This is a genomic window from Nocardiopsis sp. NPDC101807 (genome assembly GCF_044766605.1).
In the GTDB taxonomy this organism is placed as follows: Bacteria; Actinomycetota; Actinomycetes; order Streptosporangiales; family Streptosporangiaceae; genus Nocardiopsis; species Nocardiopsis tropica.
The window spans coordinates 384424-401753 of sequence record NZ_JBIWMK010000005.1 but is presented as its reverse complement, the minus strand read 5'-3'; the positions used below and the strand labels follow the sequence as shown (position 1 = coordinate 401753).

Annotated in this window: 16 protein-coding genes and 1 tRNA gene; 12 read left to right on the top strand and 5 right to left on the bottom strand. The window is 71.8% G+C overall.

Annotated features, from left to right (window positions below; all coding sequences use genetic code 11):
- The first annotated feature begins 9 nt into the window (after positions 1-9).
- The 10 genes from ACIRPH_RS17980 to ACIRPH_RS17935 are packed head-to-tail and all read left to right on the top strand — an operon-like array spanning position 10 to position 9676.
- On the top strand, positions 10-294 hold the full coding sequence (locus ACIRPH_RS17980) for an acyl carrier protein (RefSeq protein WP_402915652.1): 285 nt from the start codon (positions 10-12) through the stop codon (positions 292-294).
- Complete coding sequence (locus tag ACIRPH_RS17975) at positions 291-1226, top strand: 3-oxoacyl-[acyl-carrier-protein] synthase III C-terminal domain-containing protein (RefSeq protein WP_402915650.1); 936 nt, start codon at positions 291-293, stop codon at positions 1224-1226. Before ACIRPH_RS17980 ends, ACIRPH_RS17975 begins: the two co-directional genes overlap by 4 nt.
- 19 nt (positions 1227-1245) lie before the next feature.
- Positions 1246-2622: an ATP-grasp domain-containing protein gene (locus tag ACIRPH_RS17970; protein ID WP_402915647.1), complete on the top strand. Its 1377-nt coding sequence runs from the start codon at positions 1246-1248 to the stop codon at positions 2620-2622.
- Positions 2619-3911: a type III PLP-dependent enzyme gene (locus ACIRPH_RS17965; protein WP_402915645.1), complete on the top strand. Its 1293-nt coding sequence runs from the start codon at positions 2619-2621 to the stop codon at positions 3909-3911. Before ACIRPH_RS17970 ends, ACIRPH_RS17965 begins: the two co-directional genes overlap by 4 nt.
- A gap of 4 nt (positions 3912-3915) precedes the next feature.
- Positions 3916-4200: an acyl carrier protein gene (locus tag ACIRPH_RS17960; RefSeq protein WP_402915642.1), complete on the top strand. Its 285-nt coding sequence runs from the start codon at positions 3916-3918 to the stop codon at positions 4198-4200.
- A gap of 7 nt (positions 4201-4207) precedes the next feature.
- Positions 4208-5107, top strand: a complete 900-nt coding sequence (locus ACIRPH_RS17955; RefSeq protein ID WP_402915639.1) for a hypothetical protein — start codon at positions 4208-4210, stop codon at positions 5105-5107.
- Positions 5104-5775 (top strand): hypothetical protein, encoded by a 672-nt coding sequence (locus ACIRPH_RS17950; RefSeq protein ID WP_402915636.1) that lies wholly within the window; start codon positions 5104-5106, stop codon positions 5773-5775. The genes ACIRPH_RS17955 and ACIRPH_RS17950 overlap by 4 nt, the downstream gene beginning before the upstream one ends.
- A complete protein-coding gene (locus ACIRPH_RS17945) occupies positions 5759-6913 on the top strand; it encodes an acyl-CoA dehydrogenase family protein (RefSeq protein WP_402915633.1) in 1155 nt (384 codons plus the stop codon). The genes ACIRPH_RS17950 and ACIRPH_RS17945 overlap by 17 nt, the downstream gene beginning before the upstream one ends.
- A complete protein-coding gene (locus ACIRPH_RS17940; RefSeq protein WP_402915630.1) occupies positions 6910-8226 on the top strand; it encodes an MATE family efflux transporter in 1317 nt (438 codons plus the stop codon). The genes ACIRPH_RS17945 and ACIRPH_RS17940 overlap by 4 nt, the downstream gene beginning before the upstream one ends.
- 40 nt (positions 8227-8266) lie before the next feature.
- Complete coding sequence (locus ACIRPH_RS17935; protein WP_402915627.1) at positions 8267-9676, top strand: condensation domain-containing protein; 1410 nt, start codon at positions 8267-8269, stop codon at positions 9674-9676.
- A gap of 114 nt (positions 9677-9790) precedes the next feature.
- Here ACIRPH_RS17935 and ACIRPH_RS17930 read toward each other — a convergent pair whose 3' ends face one another.
- Together ACIRPH_RS17930 and ACIRPH_RS17925 are read right to left on the bottom strand one after the other, a co-directional pair.
- Positions 9791-10507, bottom strand: coding sequence for an HAD-IA family hydrolase (locus ACIRPH_RS17930; protein WP_402915625.1), 717 nt, complete (start codon positions 10505-10507; stop codon positions 9791-9793).
- A complete protein-coding gene (locus ACIRPH_RS17925) occupies positions 10507-11475 on the bottom strand; it encodes a glycosyltransferase family 2 protein (RefSeq protein WP_402915623.1) in 969 nt (322 codons plus the stop codon). The genes ACIRPH_RS17930 and ACIRPH_RS17925 overlap by 1 nt, the downstream gene beginning before the upstream one ends.
- A gap of 583 nt (positions 11476-12058) precedes the next feature.
- Here ACIRPH_RS17925 and ACIRPH_RS17920 point away from each other — a divergent pair.
- Positions 12059-12754 (top strand): response regulator transcription factor, encoded by a 696-nt coding sequence (locus ACIRPH_RS17920; protein ID WP_402915620.1) that lies wholly within the window; start codon positions 12059-12061, stop codon positions 12752-12754.
- Between the two features lie 644 nt (positions 12755-13398).
- On the opposite strand, the gene ACIRPH_RS17915 is transcribed toward ACIRPH_RS17920, so the two are convergent.
- A tRNA-Thr gene (locus tag ACIRPH_RS17915) sits at positions 13399-13471 on the bottom strand.
- Positions 13472-13753: 282 nt separating this feature from the next.
- Between ACIRPH_RS17915 and fdhA the strand changes: the two genes are divergently transcribed.
- Positions 13754-14980, top strand: coding sequence for a formaldehyde dehydrogenase, glutathione-independent (fdhA, locus tag ACIRPH_RS17910; RefSeq protein ID WP_402915618.1), 1227 nt, complete (start codon positions 13754-13756; stop codon positions 14978-14980).
- A gap of 15 nt (positions 14981-14995) precedes the next feature.
- Here the strand turns inward: fdhA and ACIRPH_RS17905 are convergent, their stop codons facing one another.
- Both ACIRPH_RS17905 and rlmB read right to left on the bottom strand, forming a co-directional pair.
- Positions 14996-15973 (bottom strand): DNA topoisomerase IB, encoded by a 978-nt coding sequence (locus ACIRPH_RS17905; RefSeq protein ID WP_402915615.1) that lies wholly within the window; start codon positions 15971-15973, stop codon positions 14996-14998.
- Positions 15974-16314: 341 nt separating this feature from the next.
- Positions 16315-17280, bottom strand: coding sequence for a 23S rRNA (guanosine(2251)-2'-O)-methyltransferase RlmB (rlmB, locus tag ACIRPH_RS17900; RefSeq protein ID WP_402915613.1), 966 nt, complete (start codon positions 17278-17280; stop codon positions 16315-16317).
- Positions 17281-17330: the final 50 nt, after the last annotated feature.

Sequence of the window (17330 nt, the reverse complement as noted above, 5' to 3'; positions counted from 1 at the left end):
AGTGATCCGATGTCCGAGAGCCGAGCCGAGACCACCGCCGAAGACCTGACCCGTTGGCTGACCCGGCAGATGGCCGCCCACTTGCAGCGCGATCCCGGAGAGGTCGACCCCGACACCCTGTTCGCCGACTACGGGTTGGACTCCGTCTACGCCCTGACCTTCTGCGCCGATATCGAGGACCACCTGGGGATCACCGTCTCCGACACCGTCCTGTGGGACCACCCGACCATCCGCGACCTGGTCGAACACCTCACGGCGGCCACCGTCGGCGCCCAGGGGCCGGCGGCGCGATGACGGCGATCGAAGCGGTGTCCACGTATCTGCCCCCCGGGGCCGTGGCGATCGACGACATCGGTGAGGGGATCGGCCAGACCCCCCGCCAACTGCGCCTGTACAAGCGGTTCCACGGACTGTCCGAGGTGCGCCGCGCCCCGGAGCAGACGCTCGCCGAACTCCTCTCCGCGGCAGCGGGCAAGATGACCGCCCTGAAGGGCCGGGAGCACCTGGTGCGCTACCTCGTGCACGCCCGAACCCTGCAGACGGTCGCCCCCTATCCGGCCAACCCCCTGCACGAGACCCGCCGCCTGCTCGGACTGGAGCACGCCGAGGCGTTCACCGTCACCGAGCACGCCTGTGCGAGCGGGCTGCTCGCGGTGGACCTGGTGGGCCGGCTGCTCCGCGCGGAGGACGACCCCGAGGCCCTCGGGCTGGTGTTCACGGGGGAGAAGACCTTCACCCGGCTCGCGCAGTTCATCCCCGACACGACCTACATGGGCGAGGGCACGGCCGCCGTCCTCCTCCGGGCCGGCGACACCGGCGGCGACACGCTCCGCAGCTACGTCTCCCGCACCCGCGGCGAGTTCTCCGCCGGCCTGTGGATGGAGCCGGAGTTCGCGAGCCGTTTCCAGGAGGTCTACGAGGAGACGCTGGCCGAGGTGATCGCGCGTGCGCTGGCCGAGGCCGGGATCACGCAGGCGGAGCTGCGGCTCATCCTCCCGCACAACGTCAACCGCCATTCGTGGCGGCGGCTGGGCAAGCGCATCGGCTATCCGGCCGAGCGCATGTTCCTGGAGAACGTCCCCGTGACCGGGCACTGCTTCTGCGCGGACTCCTTCATCAACTACCGGTCGGCCGTCGACCGCGGACTGCTCAACCCCGGCGACCACTACCTGATGGCCGCGGTGGGTCTGGGCGCCACGTTCTCCGCCATGGTCTTCCAGCACTGAAAGGACACGATCGCCCACCATGAACGAGTTCACGAAGCGGTTGAAGCGGGCGCTCACCGACGAACCCGACCCCGTCCTCGTCCTCCTCGGCAACATCGAGGTGGAGGAGCAGTGGGCGAAGGGCGAGGTCGGCCTTCCCACCATCTCCTCGGGCGCCACCAGGGCCGTGACCCACCGCATGGACGAGTTCGCGCTGCTGCTCGGCGGGCCGTCCGACCACGTACTGCTGAAGACCGCGCCCGACCCCGACTTCCACGCCTACCTCCGGGACTACGGGCTGTCCCTGCCCCGGGCGCACGCCGTGGGCGCCCAGCAGGCCGGCCGCACCGTGACCGAGGACGTCCTGGAGGACCCGGCGACCCTGGGGCTGTTGACCGAACTCGGCCGCGCCGGAGCCTACCTGGCTCCCCACGGCATGTCCGAGCTGGAGCAGCGGCTCGCGGAGCGGTGCGGGCTCGGTCTGGCCACGAGCCCCGCCGCACTCTGCAAGAGGGTCAACAGCAAGATCTTCAGCCGCAGGCTGGCCGACCGCCTGGGCCTGCGCCAGCCCGCGGGGGTGTGCTGCGAGACGCCCGAGGACCTCGCCGAGGCCGTGCGGTTCGCCGAGGACCACTTGTCACAGGGGCGGAAGGTGGTCGTGAAGGACGCCTACGGGGTGTCCGGCAAGGGCGTGATGGTCGTGGGCGACGAGCGCCGCCTCGCCTGGCTCAGGCGTACGGCGGAGCGCGCAGGACGCCGCGGCGGCAGGCTGGGGCTGGTCGTGGAGGAGTGGATCCCCAAGGCCAAGGACCTGAACTACCAGGTGCTCGTCGCCAAGGACGGGACCGTGGAGTTCGACTTCGTCAAGGAGGCGATCACCGAGGACGGCGTCCACAAGGGGCACCGGATACCGGCCGGGCTCTCCGCCGAGCACGAGGACGCGGTCCACCGGGCCGGCCTGGACATCGGCGGGGCACTCGCCGCGGAGGGCTACAGGGGCGTGGCCGGGATCGACGCGCTCGTCGGAGCCGACGGACACGTGTACCCGATCATCGAGATCAACGCGCGCTACAACATGTCGACCTACCAGGCCGCGCTGCAGGAGACGTTCATGTGGGAGGGCTCGAGCGCCGAAGCCCGGCAGTACCCGCTGCGCCTGCACGCCCGGCTGCCGTTCGCCCTGCTGCGCAAGGAGATCGAACACCTTCTGGTCAAGACCCCGGGGGACACCGGGGTCGTCGTCAACAACTTCGCCACGGTCAACGCCGTCGGCGGACCGACGCAGGGCAAACGGTACTTCGACGGCCGGCTGTACGCCTTCCTGGTCGGGCCGGACGAGGAGAGCATCGCCTCCCTCGACGGCCGGCTGGGCAGCGCCCTGTCGTCGCTGGAGGAAGGAGAGGTGAGTCGCGCATGACCGGACGGCACCGGATCCAGGGGATCCCCGTCACCGATATCGCCGAACAGTTCGGAACCCCCCTCTACATCTACGACGGCGAGGAGCTCGAACAGGGCTACGAGCGGATACGCGGTCGGCTGCACCCGTCCGTCGACATCCTCTACTCCCTCAAGGCCAACCCCAACCTGTCGGTCTGCTCGCTGCTCGGAGGCCTGGGCGCCGGAGCCGAGGTGTCCTCCGCCGCCGAACTCGCGGTGGCACGGGCCGCCGGGGTGTCCCCCGCCGACACGATCTTCCTCGGCCCGGGGAAGAGCGAGGAGGAGGTGGCGGCGGCGCTGACCGCAGGGATCCACTCGCTGATCTGCGAGTCCTACGGCGAACTCGACCTGATCGACAAGATCGCCGGGGGGATGGGGATCACCGCGCCGGTGGCGCTGCGGGTCAACCCGCAGTCGGCCGCCAAGGGGGCCGGGCTGAGGATGGGCGGGAAACCGCGCCAGTTCGGCATCGACGAGGGCATCCTCATGGCCGATCCCGGCCTCGCCGCGCGTTTCCCGTCCCTGCGGCTGATGGGGGTGCACGCCTACCTCGGCACGAGGATCCTGTCGTCGGACGTGGTCGTCGAGAACACCGCGCAGATCCTGGGCATGGCGCAGCGCCTGGCCGACAGGCTGCAGTTCCCGCTGGAGACGGTGGACTTCGGCGGCGGCCTGGGCGTGGCCTACTTCCAGGGCGAGGAGGACCTGGACGTCGATGCCCTGACCGGGCAGCTCAACCCGGTCGTCGAGGCCTTCCGCGCCCAGCAGCCGCGGACCCGCGTCCTCATGGAGCTGGGACGGTTCCTCACCGCCACCGCGGGGCTCTACGTGACGCGCGTGCGCTACGTCAAGGAGTCCATGGGACAGCACTTCGCGGTCACCGACGGCGGGACCAACCACCACATGGCCGCCGTCGGCATCGGCTCCTTCGCCAAGAGGAACTTCCCCATGGGCATCCTCAACCGCGAGCAGGAGCCCACCGGGCAGCTGTGGCAGGTGACCGGCCCGCTGTGCACGCCCAACGACACCCTCGGCAAGAACGTCCCGCTGTCCGAGGTCCGTGTGGGGGACCTGATCGGGGTGCACCGCTCCGGCGCGTACGGGCCCACCGCGTCCCCCACCCGGTTCCTCAGCCACGGATACCCGGCCGAGGTCCTGGTCCACAGGGGGACGCCCCTCCTCGTCCACGAGCGGGAGAGCGTCTCCGACATCCTGAGCCGCCAGCCCGTGCACCACGGGTTGGCCACCACGAGAACAAACGGAGGTTGAGGACATGGAATCATCCGGTGCCGACATCGCGCAGACGACGCACGACGAGGAACTGATCAAGCGCATCGCCGGGATCCTGGCGGGGTTCACCACGGAGTCCGACGTGGAGATCACCGCCTCGACGGGGCTGTTCGACGACCTCGGGCTCGACTCGACGAACATTTTGGAGATGCTGGTCGAGATCGAGGCCGAGATGGGGCTCGAATTCGACACGGAGGAGCTCGAACACGGGCACTTCGAGACGGTGGCGAGCCTGGCGGGGTTCATCTCCGCGCTGCAGGAGAGATAGCCGGGACATGGCCACCGCACAGAAGTCCGCCGGAGGGCACGGCACCCTCGTGAGGGCCCGTCGCCTCCCCGTGCGCCTGCTCGGGAGCTTCCACCGATCGACGTCGACGGACCCGGCCCCGGCGTTCGCGGCCGCGCAGCACCAGGCCGCGATCGACGAGTACCTGGGGGACATGGCCTCCTCCTACGGGAGCGTCTACCGGAGCACGCCGGCCACGGAACCCTCCCGGACCGCGTACAACCGGCTCGCCCACGGCCTCCTCACGCAGGCCCGGGCACGGGGGGAGCGCATCGACCGGATCGTCCTCGCCCACTCCCTGCCGGACAGCCAGCCCGGCTACTCGGTGTGCGCCTCGCTGGTGCACGCCTCCGACGGCCCCGCCACGGCCTTCTCCGTGTCCGACCAGCGGGCGGTGACACCCTTCACCGCTCTGCGCATCGCCGCCGAATACCTGCACGGCGATCCCGACGGCAGGGCCCTGGTACTCGTACTGGACCAGGGCGAGCTGCCGTGGGAGGTCCCCGGGGGGACTCCGGTGCCCGACCGCGAGGTCGGGATAGGCCTGCTCCTCGGCGGGGGCGCCCCGCCCGGGGACGTGCTGCACTGGCGTGCCACCGGGCTCGACGCCGCCGGCGCGGCCCGGGCGGTCACGGACGTCCACACCGACGTGCGGCGCGCGTTCTCCGGCCCGGTCACCTTCGTCCTGGGCGGGGGCGTTCCCCCGGTCCGCGTGAGCGGTCCGGACACCGAGGTCCGGCGCGGCCCCGGCGGCCCCGTCTGCACGTCGGTGTGGACCGGACTGCACGACCTGCGCCTCACCTCGCCGGACCGGGCCGTGGTCGTCGTGGAGTACGACCCGTCCCTCGGCTACTTCTGCGCGGCGGCCACGAACCTGGAGGACCGATGACGGCCACGAGTACCGCACGCCGTGCGGGGCCCCGGCGGCACGGGGCGTGGTGGGAGCCCGCACGCCTCGGCGAACCGGCCGCGGCCTGGGCCGCGCTGGCCGGCGCGGAGCCCGCCCCTCCGGTCTTCGGCGCCTCCGGGTTCGCCCTGACCCCCGCGGCCGCGGGCCCGGTCCTGTCGGCGTCCGACACCGTGGTCGGGGAGATCACGGTGGCGGGCCACCGGTGGTCCCTGCTGGCGTCGACCGGAACACCGGAGCATCCGGCCACGCCGGAATGGCAGGCCGCCGTCGCCTCCATCCGCCTGGGCCTGTCGCTGTGGCTGCGCCGGCAGGCCGTGGGCCGGCTGCGCAAGCGGACCGTCGAGGGGACGGCCCTCATCCACCGGCAACTCGTCCGCGCCGACCTGGCCGGCGCCGCCACCGAGCAGGCCGTGGCCGAGAGCCTGCTGGACGGCGTCGCGTCGCAACCGGGCGCCCCCGCTGCGCTGCGCCGGGCCAGCCGCCGCCTCACAGCCGCCGACCGAACGGTCCTGCGCCTGCTCGGCGCCTCCGGGTTCCTGTCCGACGGCCCCGGCCAGGTGGCGTACCTGTCGGAGCTGATGGCGGACGCCTACCTCGAATCGTCGGCCGAAGACCGTGGAGGAGAGCCCGATGATCGAGCTGGATGACCGGCTGCGCGTGCTCCAGCGGGCCGCACGCGAGTGGGGCGAGGAGCTGGAGGAGCTAGGGGCGGAACTCGACCACGACCCCGACGGAGTCGACCGGTTCACGGACGTGTCGGCCTTCCGGTACGTCTCCCGCATGATGATCCCCCCGGAGTACCAGGACTCGGCCCTGCGCCTGTCCGGCCACTCCTTCCACGGGGACAGGGCGCTGGAGAGAGTCGTGGCGGTCGAGGCTCTGGGCCGCGGGGACGCGGGGGCGTTCCTCGCCGCACCGGGCCCCTCGCTCTCGGGCGGCCTGGTCTCCCTGCTGGGGGACACCGCACAACAGAAGTGGTTCTTCGAGCACTTCTCCGAGGGGCCGGTGTGGACGTTTCTCGGGCTCACCGAACCGGACCACGGTTCGGACGCGTCGGCCATGGCCACGACGCTGACCCCGGAGCCCGGCGGCGACCGTGCGACGCTCACCGGGGAGAAGCGCTACGTCGGCAACGCATCACGCGCCCGGCTGGGCACGGTGTTCGCCCGTACCGGCCCCGGGCCCCTGGGCGTCTCGGCGGTGATGGTGCGGACCGGGTCCCCGGGATTCCACGCCTCGCCGCTGCCCACCGTCGGCCTGCGTGGCGCCCGTATCTGCGCGGTGCGTTTCGACGGGGTACCGGTGCCCGGGGACCAGGTCCTGGGACGCCACCTGCGCGCCTCCTCCCGCGGCATGCACGCGGCCGTCCGCATGTTCAACCAGTTCCGCCCGGGTGTGGCCGCGCTCGCGCTCGGTATCGCCCAGGCCGCCCACGACTACCTCTCACAGCACCGGTCCGACCTGGGGCCGGGGGGAGGGCACGCGCTGGCGGACATGGAGGACCGCCTGGCGGACACCCGGCAGCTCGTGTGGAGGGCCGCGGCCGATGTCGACCACGACCCCGCCCGGGGGTACCTGGCGTCCGCCGCCAAGGCGAGCGCGGCCCGCCTCGCGGAGGAGGCCACGCTCCGCGCCCTGGAACTCCTCGGTCCGGGGGCGAGGTTCTCCCATCCGAGGCCGGAGAAACTGGCCCGGGACGCCAGAGGAGTGGAGTTCATGGAGGGAACGACCCACATCCAGCGGCTCAACGTCGCTCAGGGCGTGGTGACCGGGAGGATCGGATGACCCGGGAGTGGCGGGAGGTCCTGCGCTACGCGGGGCCGATGGTGCTGGCGGACGGCATAGGCACCGCGGTCCCCGTCGTGCTGATCGCGCTCATCGGGACCATGGGCGACGAGGCGCTCTACGTCCGTTCCCTCTTCATGCCGGTGGTCTTCGCCTTCATCGCCGTCCAGATCAGCGTCGCGGTGACGACACAGGTCGCCGTGTCCCTCGGCGCGGGACGCCGGTTCGACTCGGCGGTGGCCTCGACACTGTGGCTGGCCCGCTTCGGTCTCGGCGCGACGGCCGTGGTCAGCGGGGCCTTCCTGCTCACGGCTCCGCTCCTGGCGGACCTGCTGTCCGTTCAGCCCGAGGTCCGAGACCAGTTCGTGCGGTTCGTCCGGTGGGTGGCGCTCGCACAGCTCACAGGGGTCGGCCCGGTCGTGTTCGCGGCGACCCTCCGGGGAGCGGAGCGCCCCCGCCCGGCCGCCGCCCTGCTCCTGCTGGCCGGCGGTGCGGAGGTGGCCGGGGTCGCGGCCCTGGGGCTGCCGGGAGGCGCCGGCTGGGGGTTGTGGTCGGTGCCGGTGGCGATCGCCGGAGCCGGTGCGCTCGGCACCGCGGTCGGATTCTGGCTCCTTTTCCGCAGCGACCTGTGGAAGCGGGGCCGACCGATAGGCCTGCGCCGGGAAACCGTCCTGCTCCGGCAGGTCGGGCTCCCGGTAGGCAGCGCCCACGCGGTCATCTTCGCCAGCAACTTCGTCCTGACCTGGGTGGTCAGCGTGTTCGGAGTGGCGACCGTCGCGGGCTTCGCGGTGGCCTACACCCTCCAGACCATGATCATCGTGCCTGGCATGGCGATCGGGTCCGCGACGGCGATCGTCGTGAACCAGTTCCGCGGCCGGGGGGAGACCGACCGGCTCGGACACGTGGTGCGGGCCGGGCTCGCCGTCACCGGAGCGCTGTACGCCCTGGTCGCCGCAGCGTGCTGGATCGGGCGCGACCGGATCGCGGGAGTGCTCGCGCAGGAGCCGGCCGCGGCCGCGGAGGCGGCCCGGTACCTGGAGCTGGTGGCTCCCACCTACCTGATCCTCGGAGTGGTGCTGGCCGGGATGTCGGTGCTGGAGCAGACCGGGGCGGGCGCCCTCGCCGTCACCCTGAACACCACCTACTTCGTGGCCATCTGCGCGGTGGGCGGCTATCTGGCCCGCCACGCCGGGGAGGCCGCGCCCCTGTACCAGACCATCGCGGCCGTCAACCTTCTCGGGGCGGTCGTGGTCGCTGCCGTCCTGCACCACACCCGCCGGCTGGCCCGTCCGGGCGCCAAGGCCCTTGCCTAGCCGGACCGCCCCCTGCACACAGCGGAACGAGGACAACACCATGGCGGACCTCCGCACGGAGAGGGTCGCGGTCCACGGCTGTCGACCGGCCCTCGCCCCCACCACGGTGGGGCAGCGCAGCATCTGGACCGACATCGAGTACATGATGCCGGACACCTCCTTCTACAACTCGGTCGTCCCCGTGGAACTCGCCCACGGCGTCTCCCTGGACCGGGTGTTCTCGGCACTGCGCGCGCTGTGCGAACGCCACGGCGCCCTGCGCAGCCACTTCTTCAGGACCCCGGACGGGGAGCTGGTCCAGCGGGTCACCGCCGGAGGCGAGGTCACCGTCGAGGTCTGTGACGCCCGGAACGGCCAGGACTCCGACCTGTACGGCCTGGTGGGCGATCTGGAGTCCTCGGTCAGGGGCCACCGCTTCGACCACGGCAAGGAGTGGCCGATCAGGGTCGGCGTCGGAGTGCTCGACGGTGCGCCCCTCGTGGTGCTGCTGACCGTCTCGCACATCGCCGCGGACTACCCCAGCCTCAGGATCCTCGCCGGCGAACTCGCGGCGCTCGTCCAGGGGCGAACCCTTGGCCCGCCGCCCGTCCAACCCGTGGAACTCGCGGCGTGGGAGCGCTCGGAGGAGGGGCTGCGTGTCCAGGAGCGCTCCCTGCGGTACTGGCGCAAGCACCTCCGGACCATGCCGCCGAGCCTTCTCCCCGAGGCGGGGGACGGCCCCGAGGAGCCGCGCTACCCGACGGTCTGGATGCGTTCCAGGGCGGTGGCGCTGGCGGCCGGGACGCTCGGCGCCCGCTACAGGGTCAGCAGCTCGGCGGTGCTGCTGGCGGCGACCGCGCTCCTGCTGGGACGGGCCACCGGAACCCCCCACGCGACCATGGTGCTCATCGCGGGCAACCGGACGCGCACGATGCTGCGTGACTACGTGGGCAACCTCGCCCAGGACGTCCCGACCGGGATCGACCTCTCCGGGGACGACTTCGCCACGGTCGCGCGGCGCGCGTGGTCCGCCTCGGTGAACGCGTACCGCAACGCCTACTGCGAGCGCGCCGCCACCGCCCGTCTCCGTGAGGAGGCGGAGGAGGAGCGCGGAACGGACCTGGAACTCTCCTACTTCTTCAACGACCTGCGCCCCGCCGGAGGAGACGGCGCAGGACCGGTCGCCTCCTCGGCCGACGACGTGAGGACCGCCCTGGCCGACACCCGGACCGGGACCGGCTCCGGGGTCGAGCGGGACAACCTGCTCTTCTTCCTCGACGTCTCGGCCGCCGGGACGGACGAGGTCGAACTGACCCTGAAGGCCGATTCCCTGAGGCTGCGCTCCGACGGCATGAAGGAGTTCCTCATGCGGTTCGAGGCCCTGCTGGTCGCCGCGGTCGAGCACGGCCACGACCACGGTACGGAGCAGCTCCTGGACCTGGTCGGCCCGACCGCCGGAACGGCCGCCTGATCCGCTCGGTCCGCACCCCCTTCCGCGGCGGGCCGCGCCCCCCGAACCTCACGCTCCGGGGGCTCGGCCCGCCGCGCCACGCCCGTGCGCTCACGGACGCGGGACCGGACGCCTCTACCGGGGCCCGGTCCCCGCGTGCGTCCGCGAACGGCCGGTGAGGACCCGCAACCCGGCCGACCCGGTCTCCACACGGACCTCGTCCAGGTCGCGGACCCGTCCGACCAACCCGGGCAGGGGCCCGGTCAGGGCCGCTCCCACACCGAGGCACGGCATACCCGCGGCCCGGGCTGCGGCCAGGCCCGCGGGGGCGTCCTCCACGACCAGGCAGCGTTCGGGTACGGCCCCCAACCGGTCGGCGGCCAGGAGGTAGCCGTCCGGAAACGGCTTGCCCCGCCGTACGCTCTCCGCGGTGACGAAGCGACCGGGTTCGGGAAGGCCGGAACCGGCCATCCTCGCGGCGGCGACGCGGCGGCTTCCCGAGGTGACCACGGCCCATGAGCCGGATTCCAGCGATCGCAGAACTCGCCGGGCGCCGGGCAGCGGTCTGACGGATTTCGCTTCCCGGACATCGAAATCCTCGATGAGTTCGATCTCCGTTTCGACCTGCAGGGAGGGGGCGCATTCCCTGATCAGATCCTCGTCGCGGCGCCCGTGCGCACGGGTGAGCACGTCCTCGGGGTCGAGCCCCCGTTCCAGGGCCCACCAGCGCATCGACTTCTCGATGGCCCCGAGGGAATCGACGAGAACGCCGTCCAGATCGAAGAGAATGGCGTCGAAGCCGCTTTTCCCCACGGCGGGGAGCCCGCGCCCCACCAGGGTCTCCGGGCCCATCACGCACTCCTGGCCGGAGCCGGCGGGCGCGTGTCGGGCAGCGGGCGGGCGGCCAGGGAACGGCAGACGGCCGCCGCCTGGAGCCGGCCCTCGCTCTCCATCGTCTCCGCCTGCTTCAGGTGGAAGGCGCGGAGAAGCTCCGGGCAGTGGCCGGGCTTCAGCGCCCCCCGTTCCAACGCGATGTGCATGGCCTGGACGAAACCGTCCAGATCGACCTGCAGCATGGTCCAGTAGAACCCCTCGCCGTGCCTTTCCCGACTGGCGGATCCGTGATCGCCCCTCGGAACCCGGTACTGGGCCCTGATCTCCTTCATGTACCGGAGTGCGCCCCCGCCCGCCATCATGCGCAGCCAGGCGTGGGAGTCCTCGCTCACGTGGCACGCGGGGAACGGGTAGCGCGCGGCCAGTTCCGTGCGCACCGCGACGGTGCTCGTCAGCGTGGTGTAACCGGTTCTCGTGGCGACGGGGATCCAGGCGTCGCGGCCCTCGACGGGGCTCGCGTGGGAATCCACCACCTCGAGGACCGAACCGGAGACACCGCCCCTGGGCACGGGCCTGCCGTCCTCGTCGATGACGTCGAAGGCCGAGTAGAGCATGTCCGCGTCCGGGTCCTTCCGGAAGTACTCCCTCGTCAGTCGGACGCGGTCCGCGTGTGCCACGTCGTCCGCGTCCTGGAAGAGGACGAACGGCGCTCCGGCCACGGCGGCCCGCCGCACCCCGTGGTTGCGGCACTCCCCGGGGCCGGAGTTCACGGGCCTCCTCTCCAGGTGCATCCTGCTCGCGTCGAACGGCGCCAGGTCCCGCGGGTCCCAGCGGAACGGCGAACAGTCGTCGACGAGCACCGCCCTCCACCGTTCATCGGTCTGGGAGACCAGACTTCCCAACGATTTCTCCAGATGGGCGAGATCCCTCGAATTCTCCACGAAGACCGGAATGACGAAAACCGGATCCGCTACCCCGAAACCCATATTCCACCTCAATCGTTAACCACAAAAAATGAGCACGCGCCGACGATACGAAAGCCCCGGAGTTCCAAGCGACAAAAACGTGGCGCCGGGCGCCCCATACCACACCCACACCGTCCACAGAAACATCCTTTTACAGGGGGGAAATGACTTCTTGACACCGCCACGGCGTCCTCCTACCCTGGGATCCAACCCATGGGAGCGTTCCCATGAGCCGCTCCCAACCGTGCAGCGAAGATCAACTTTCCCCGGATAAGCCCGCGACCTGCGGCATCCCCAAAAGTTGTCCGTTGACCCCCCACGAAAGGGTGATGCGCCCACCTTCACGCCGGCTTCCACCCCCGACCTTCCCGTTCCCACGGACCCTCAGGCACACCCAGGATTTCCAGAGGAGTCGGACCCGCTCTCCGGATCCGCCACCGGTGTGGGCGCCGCCGAACCGGCGACGAACGGGGAGCACATTCGGCATTCTCCGGAAAATTCGGAGCCAAACCCTCTTACCAGCCACGAGAAATGCCGAGGAATTGTTATCCCCTAAAGAAAACCGATTCAAGGGTTCAAATTTATGCGCTCTCCGGGTGAAGACATGATTTCCGACCACGGGACGTCCACGGAACGGACCGTGTTCTCCCTGGGCCGGCAGGAGGAAGAGTTCGTCCAACTGGCCGATACCCGCGTGATCGTGGCCATAGCGAACGGTGTGCTCCGGCAAGGGATGCGGACGCTCCTGGAAGAGCTGCCGCTCGGGTTCCTGCACACCGCCCCGACCATACGGGAGGCGGATTTCGGTGCGGCCGAGTCGCCGCGTTCCGTCCTGATACTCGCCGAGTCCGAGTCCACACCCGCGGACTGGACCCTGATCCCGCCCGGGTTCAAGACCCTCGTCCTCCTCGCCAAACCATCCGGGATCGACTCGCTGGACCGGTACTCGCAGACCGACGGCTTCCTTCTGCAGGACGAACTGGACGTCCACGTCCTCGGCGACACCCTGTCCCGTGTGCTGTCCGGCCAGTTCCCCCTGCCCTCCGCCGTGGCACGCAGGCTGATGACCCAGGGCATCATCCAGAGGACGACGCTGACCCGGGCCGTCCAGCTCACAGAACGCCAGCACGAGACCCTGCGCCTGCTCTCGGAAGGGTTGAGCAACCGACAGATCGGACGCCGCCTCCGCATCTCGGAACACGGCGCCAAACGGCTCGTCGCAAGCGTGTTGACCAAGCTCGACGCCCCCAACCGCGCCGGCGCGGTCGCCATCGGCCTTCGCGAGGGCCTGCTCCCCTGACGGGCGAGGCGAAGGGAAAGGAAACGCGAAATGCCCCTGTGGTGACCGCCCTCGGACCCCCGTTCTCCCCATAAGAAATGGGAGCCCCCGGAACGGGGCGCGGAGATAGTTTTCCTCGACACGAAACCACATTCTCGACAATGAACGCCATGGACACCTCCCCGGTCGACTCAGAATTCAAAGGATTCGGGACCGTGTTGTCATTCATCAGTGTGAGTCAGCCGGACACCACCAGCAATGGCTGAAAGGGCGGCCGTGCTGGCATACCCGTTCGGGTGTGGGGCGGTGTCCCGCAGAAACGGTTCCGCACCGTGCTCACCCCGCCGGGGGCGCGGACGCCGGCCGAACCCCTCGGGAAGGGGACCGGGGCCGGGAGGCGGTGCGGCCGCGCACCGCGACGGGGAGCGGAACGGGTGCGGCGGCCACGCCACCACCCGCCCACCCCGAGGGACGGGGCCGCGGGGGCCGCGGCGTCGGGCGGGGGCCGCTCACAGGATCGGCGTGGAGGCCGTGGGCACGGGATCCGGGGGAAGGACGGGCGGCCTTCGGAACCAGGGACCCGGCGTCGCTACAGGTACGCGCTCCCCCTGCAGGGCCGAGGGCACGGGGTAGGCCCGTGGGAGCCCCGGGCCGGGCATGAGAAGAGCCGACGAGGGGACTTGAACCCCTAACCTATCGCTTACAAGGCGATTGCTCTGCCAATTGAGCTACGTCGGCCGACCGCCCGGAACCCCTGGCCCCGGGTGCGTCCACCCGAATGGTACCGGTTCGGACGACGCCTGGCCCACTCGGATGCGGAACGGGTCCGAAGTCCGCCGATACGTCCCCACCTGGTCACCCATGGCGACGGGGCGGACACGAACGGGGGCGCCCCGGCCACGGAGGTACTCGATCCGGCAAAAAGACGCCTGGAGGGTTTCGACGTCCGGTTAGCCGCCTCCTCCCCCGGAAACGGGAGGGGGACATGCCCCCGACGCGGGGCGGAGAGGTGGGAAGGACATGACCGGCAACAGAGGCGTGGTGTACCAGGGGCCCGGCGAGGTCGAGGTCTCCGACATCGCCTACCCGGAGTTCGTCCTCAGGGACGGGCCCGGCGTCAACCCCGCCAACGTGGGGCGGCAGCTCCCCCACGCGGCGATCCTCAAGGTGGTCGCGACCAACATCTGCGGGAGCGACCAGCACATGGTCCGGGGCCGCACGACCGCTCCCCAGGGCCTGGTCCTCGGGCACGAGATCACCGGCGAGGTGGTCGAGACCGGGCCGGGCGTGGAGTTCGTCGAGGTCGGTGACCTCGTCTCGGTACCGTTCAACATCTCGTGCGGCCGGTGCGTGAACTGCAAGTCGCGCCGGACGGAGATCTGCCTCAACGTCAACCCCGACCGCCCCGGCTCGGCGTACGGCTACGTCGACATGGGCGGCTGGGTCGGCGGTCAGGCGAAGTACGCGCTCGTGCCCTACGCCGACTGGAACCTGCTGAAGTTCCCCGACCGGGACCGGGCGATGGAGAAGATCCTCGACCTGACGATGCTCTCGGACATCTTCCCGACCGGCTACCACGGCTGCGTGACCGCCGGCGTGGGTGTGGGGTCGTCGGTGTACGTCGCCGGGGCCGGGCCCGTCGGGCTGGCGGCGGCGGCCTCGGCCCAGCTCCTCGGAGCCGCGGTCGTGATCGTCGGCGACATGAACGAGGAGCGGCTGGCCCAGGCCCGCGGCTTCGGATGCGAGACGGTCAACGTCGCCGAGGGCGAGCCCGGGGACCAGATCGAGGAGATCCTCGGCGCCCCCGTGGTGGACTGCGCGGTGGACGCCGTCGGCTTCGAGGCCCACGGGTCCGGGAAGGACGCCGGCAAGGAGGCGCCCGCCAGTGTCCTCAACACCGCGATGGAGGTGACGAGGGCGGGCGGATCGATCGGTATCCCCGGCCTGTACGTGACCGGCGACCCCGGCGCCGCCGACGAGGCGGCGAAGGTGGGCTCCCTGTCGATCCGGTTCGGGCTGGGCTGGTCCAGGTCGCACGCCTTCTTCACCGGCCAGTGCCCGGTCATGAAGTACCACCGGGAGCTGATGGCGGCGATCCTCGCCGACCGCGTGCGCATCGCCGACGCCGTCAACGCCGTGGCGATCCCGCTGGAGGAGGCCCCGCAGGGCTACCGGTCCTTCGACAGGGGCGCCGCGAGCAAGTACGTGCTCGACCCCAACGGCTACCTGGGTACAACCGCGTCCTGACCGGCCGCCCCGGGGTCAGGGGTCGGGGTGCTCGCGCAGCAGGCGCAGCACCTCCGCCTCGACGGGACCGCGGGTGGCGAGTTCCCCGACGGGCGTCCCCCTCCCCAGCTCGGTGAAGGACAGGTCGACGGTGATCCCGCGCTCGCGGAGGCGGAACACCCGGGGGTCGATGTAGGAGGCCCGTGCCACCGCCTCCGTGTTCCCCAGGTGCTCGGCCACCTCACGGGACACGTGCGCCGCCAGCCGCCGGTGCGCCGCCCCGCCGTCCGGGTCGGCCGCCACCGCGAGGCCGACCGCCGCGAGCACCGTCCCGTGCCACGTGCGGAAGTCCTTGACCGTGCAGTCGCCGCCGGAGACCTCCCGGAGGTAGGCGTTGAGGTCCTCGCTGCGCACGTCGTGCCAGCCCTCCGGGACGCGGTGGGCGAACAGCCCCTGCCCCGGCGAACGGGCGCGCCGGAGGGCGTCGACGACCCGGCACACCCCCGGCTCGGCGCAGGAGAAGCGCTGCTCCCGGCCGGACTTGCCGGGGAACTCGAACACCACGGCGCCGCCCTCGCGGCGGACGTGCTCGCGCAGCAGGGTCGCCGCCCCGTAGGACGCGTTGCGGGCGGCGTACTCCTCGCCCCCGGCCCGGAGGAACCCCAGGTCGATCAGCCGGACGGCCGCGGCCAGGACGCGTTCGCGACCGAGTCCGCGGCCGGCCAGGTGCTCGGCGACCCTGTCCCTGATCCCGGGGAGGAGCTCGGCGAAGTCCAGCACCCTGTCGTACTTGGCCCGCTCGCTGCGCTGCCGCCACTCCGGGTGGTAGAGGTACTGGCGGCGTCCCGCGCCGTCGGTGCCGTACGCCTGGACGTGCCCGTCCGCCGAGGGACAGATCCACACGTCCCGCCAGGCCGGCGGCACCGCGAGCCCTTTGATGCGCCGCACCTCGTCCGGGTCGGTGACCGGCTCCCCGGAGGCGTGGTGGTAGCGGAAGCCGCGCCCGCGCCGCACCCGGGTGATGCCGGGTGCGTCCGTGTCGCTGCGCCGCGGCCCGGGCCTCCCCGCCCGGGCCGCCCTCCCGTCCCGGCCGCTCACGGGGCCGCCCGGGGACGGCGCCCGGCTCCGCCACGGGCGGCCGCGCGGACCGCGCCGTCCTCCGGCAACGTGCTCACCCGCCTCCGCGGTCGTCCGGCCAGGATCTGGGTGCACAGCTACCCGGGCGGCGGGGCGTGGAAACGGGGCGGACCGACCAAGGGCCGGGACGGCGGCCGCACGGCCCCGGACCCGGCGGGCCCGGGACGCCGACGGCCCCCGGTCGCGGTGACCGGGGGCCGTGCTCACGCGTGCGCGGGTCAGACCGCCTCGGCGCGGCGGCGGGAGACCGCGTAGAGGGAGACCCCGGCGGCGACGGAGGCGTTGAGCGACTCGGCGTTGCCGATCGGGATGCTCGCGACGACGTCGCAGGCCTCGCGCACCAGGCGCGACAGGCCCTTGCCCTCGGAGCCGACCACGACGACCAGCGGCCCGGTGGCCAGTTCCAGGTCGGGGATCCGGACGTCGCCGCCGGCGTCGAGGCCGACCACGAACAGCCCGGCCTTCTTGAAGCCCTCCAGCGCCCGGGTCAGGTTGGTGGCCTGGGCGACGGGCAGCCGGGCGAGGGTGCCGGCGGAGGTCTTCCACGCGGTCATGTTGACACCGGCCGAACGGCGCTCGGGGATGACCAGGCCGTGCGCGCCGAACGCGGCGGCCGACCGGGCGATGGCCCCCAGGTTGTGCGGGTCGGTGACCCCGTCCAGGGCGACGATCAGCGCAGGGGTGTCGGACCCCTTCGCGACGTCCAGCAGGCCCTCCGGGGCCCAGTACTGGTACGGGCGCACCTGGAGGACGAGCCCCTGGTGGGCGGCGCCGGGCTGGCCGTTGCTCTCACAGCGGCGGTCGAGCTCGGTCTTGGTGACCTCGACGACGTCGATGCCCCGGGCGCCGGCCATCTTCGCCGCCTCGTTGACGCGGTCGTCGGGGTCCAGGCTGTTGGCCAGGAACAGCCGGGTGGCGGGCATTCCGGCGCGCAGCGCCTCCACCACCGGGTTGCGCCCGACCAGCAGGTCGGAGTTGTCGGACCGGCGCTCGGAGCGGGCCGCGTCCTGGTGTCCGCCACCGCCACCGCCGCCGGGGCCGCGCTTGGCGGCGCGCTGCCGCTGCTTGCCGTCGTACCAGTGCCGTTCCGACGCGGGCAGGGTGCCGCTCTTGCCCTCCAGGGACCTGCGGCCCTTGCCGCCGCTGCCCTTGGTCGGACCCTTCTTGCTCTTCTTCGCCGTCATTGGTCGCCGCTTCCCCGTACGTGTTGCGAGCATGCCGGAGGCGCGCTGCA

Bases quoted from the DNA above. Each gene is read 5' to 3' on its own strand.
- ACIRPH_RS17955 (WP_402915639.1), top strand. From the start codon at position 4,208: ATGGCCACCGCACAGAAGTCCGCCGGAGGGCACGGCACCCTCGTGAGG.
- ACIRPH_RS17930 (WP_402915625.1), bottom strand. From the start codon at position 10,507: ATGGGCCCGGAGACCCTGGTGGGGCGCGGGCTCCCCGCCGTGGGGAAA.
- ACIRPH_RS17940 (WP_402915630.1), top strand. From the start codon at position 6,910: ATGACCCGGGAGTGGCGGGAGGTCCTGCGCTACGCGGGGCCGATGGTG.
- ACIRPH_RS17920 (WP_402915620.1), top strand. From the start codon at position 12,059: ATGATTTCCGACCACGGGACGTCCACGGAACGGACCGTGTTCTCCCTG.
- ACIRPH_RS17925 (WP_402915623.1), bottom strand. From the start codon at position 11,475: ATGGGTTTCGGGGTAGCGGATCCGGTTTTCGTCATTCCGGTCTTCGTG.
- ACIRPH_RS17975 (WP_402915650.1), top strand. From the start codon at position 291: ATGACGGCGATCGAAGCGGTGTCCACGTATCTGCCCCCCGGGGCCGTG.
- ACIRPH_RS17980 (WP_402915652.1), top strand. From the start codon at position 10: ATGTCCGAGAGCCGAGCCGAGACCACCGCCGAAGACCTGACCCGTTGG.
- ACIRPH_RS17970 (WP_402915647.1), top strand. From the start codon at position 1,246: ATGAACGAGTTCACGAAGCGGTTGAAGCGGGCGCTCACCGACGAACCC.
- ACIRPH_RS17960 (WP_402915642.1), top strand. From the start codon at position 3,916: ATGGAATCATCCGGTGCCGACATCGCGCAGACGACGCACGACGAGGAA.
- fdhA (WP_402915618.1), top strand. From the start codon at position 13,754: ATGACCGGCAACAGAGGCGTGGTGTACCAGGGGCCCGGCGAGGTCGAG.
- ACIRPH_RS17950 (WP_402915636.1), top strand. From the start codon at position 5,104: ATGACGGCCACGAGTACCGCACGCCGTGCGGGGCCCCGGCGGCACGGG.
- ACIRPH_RS17935 (WP_402915627.1), top strand. From the start codon at position 8,267: ATGGCGGACCTCCGCACGGAGAGGGTCGCGGTCCACGGCTGTCGACCG.
- ACIRPH_RS17965 (WP_402915645.1), top strand. From the start codon at position 2,619: ATGACCGGACGGCACCGGATCCAGGGGATCCCCGTCACCGATATCGCC.
- rlmB (WP_402915613.1), bottom strand. From the start codon at position 17,280: ATGACGGCGAAGAAGAGCAAGAAGGGTCCGACCAAGGGCAGCGGCGGC.
- ACIRPH_RS17945 (WP_402915633.1), top strand. From the start codon at position 5,759: ATGATCGAGCTGGATGACCGGCTGCGCGTGCTCCAGCGGGCCGCACGC.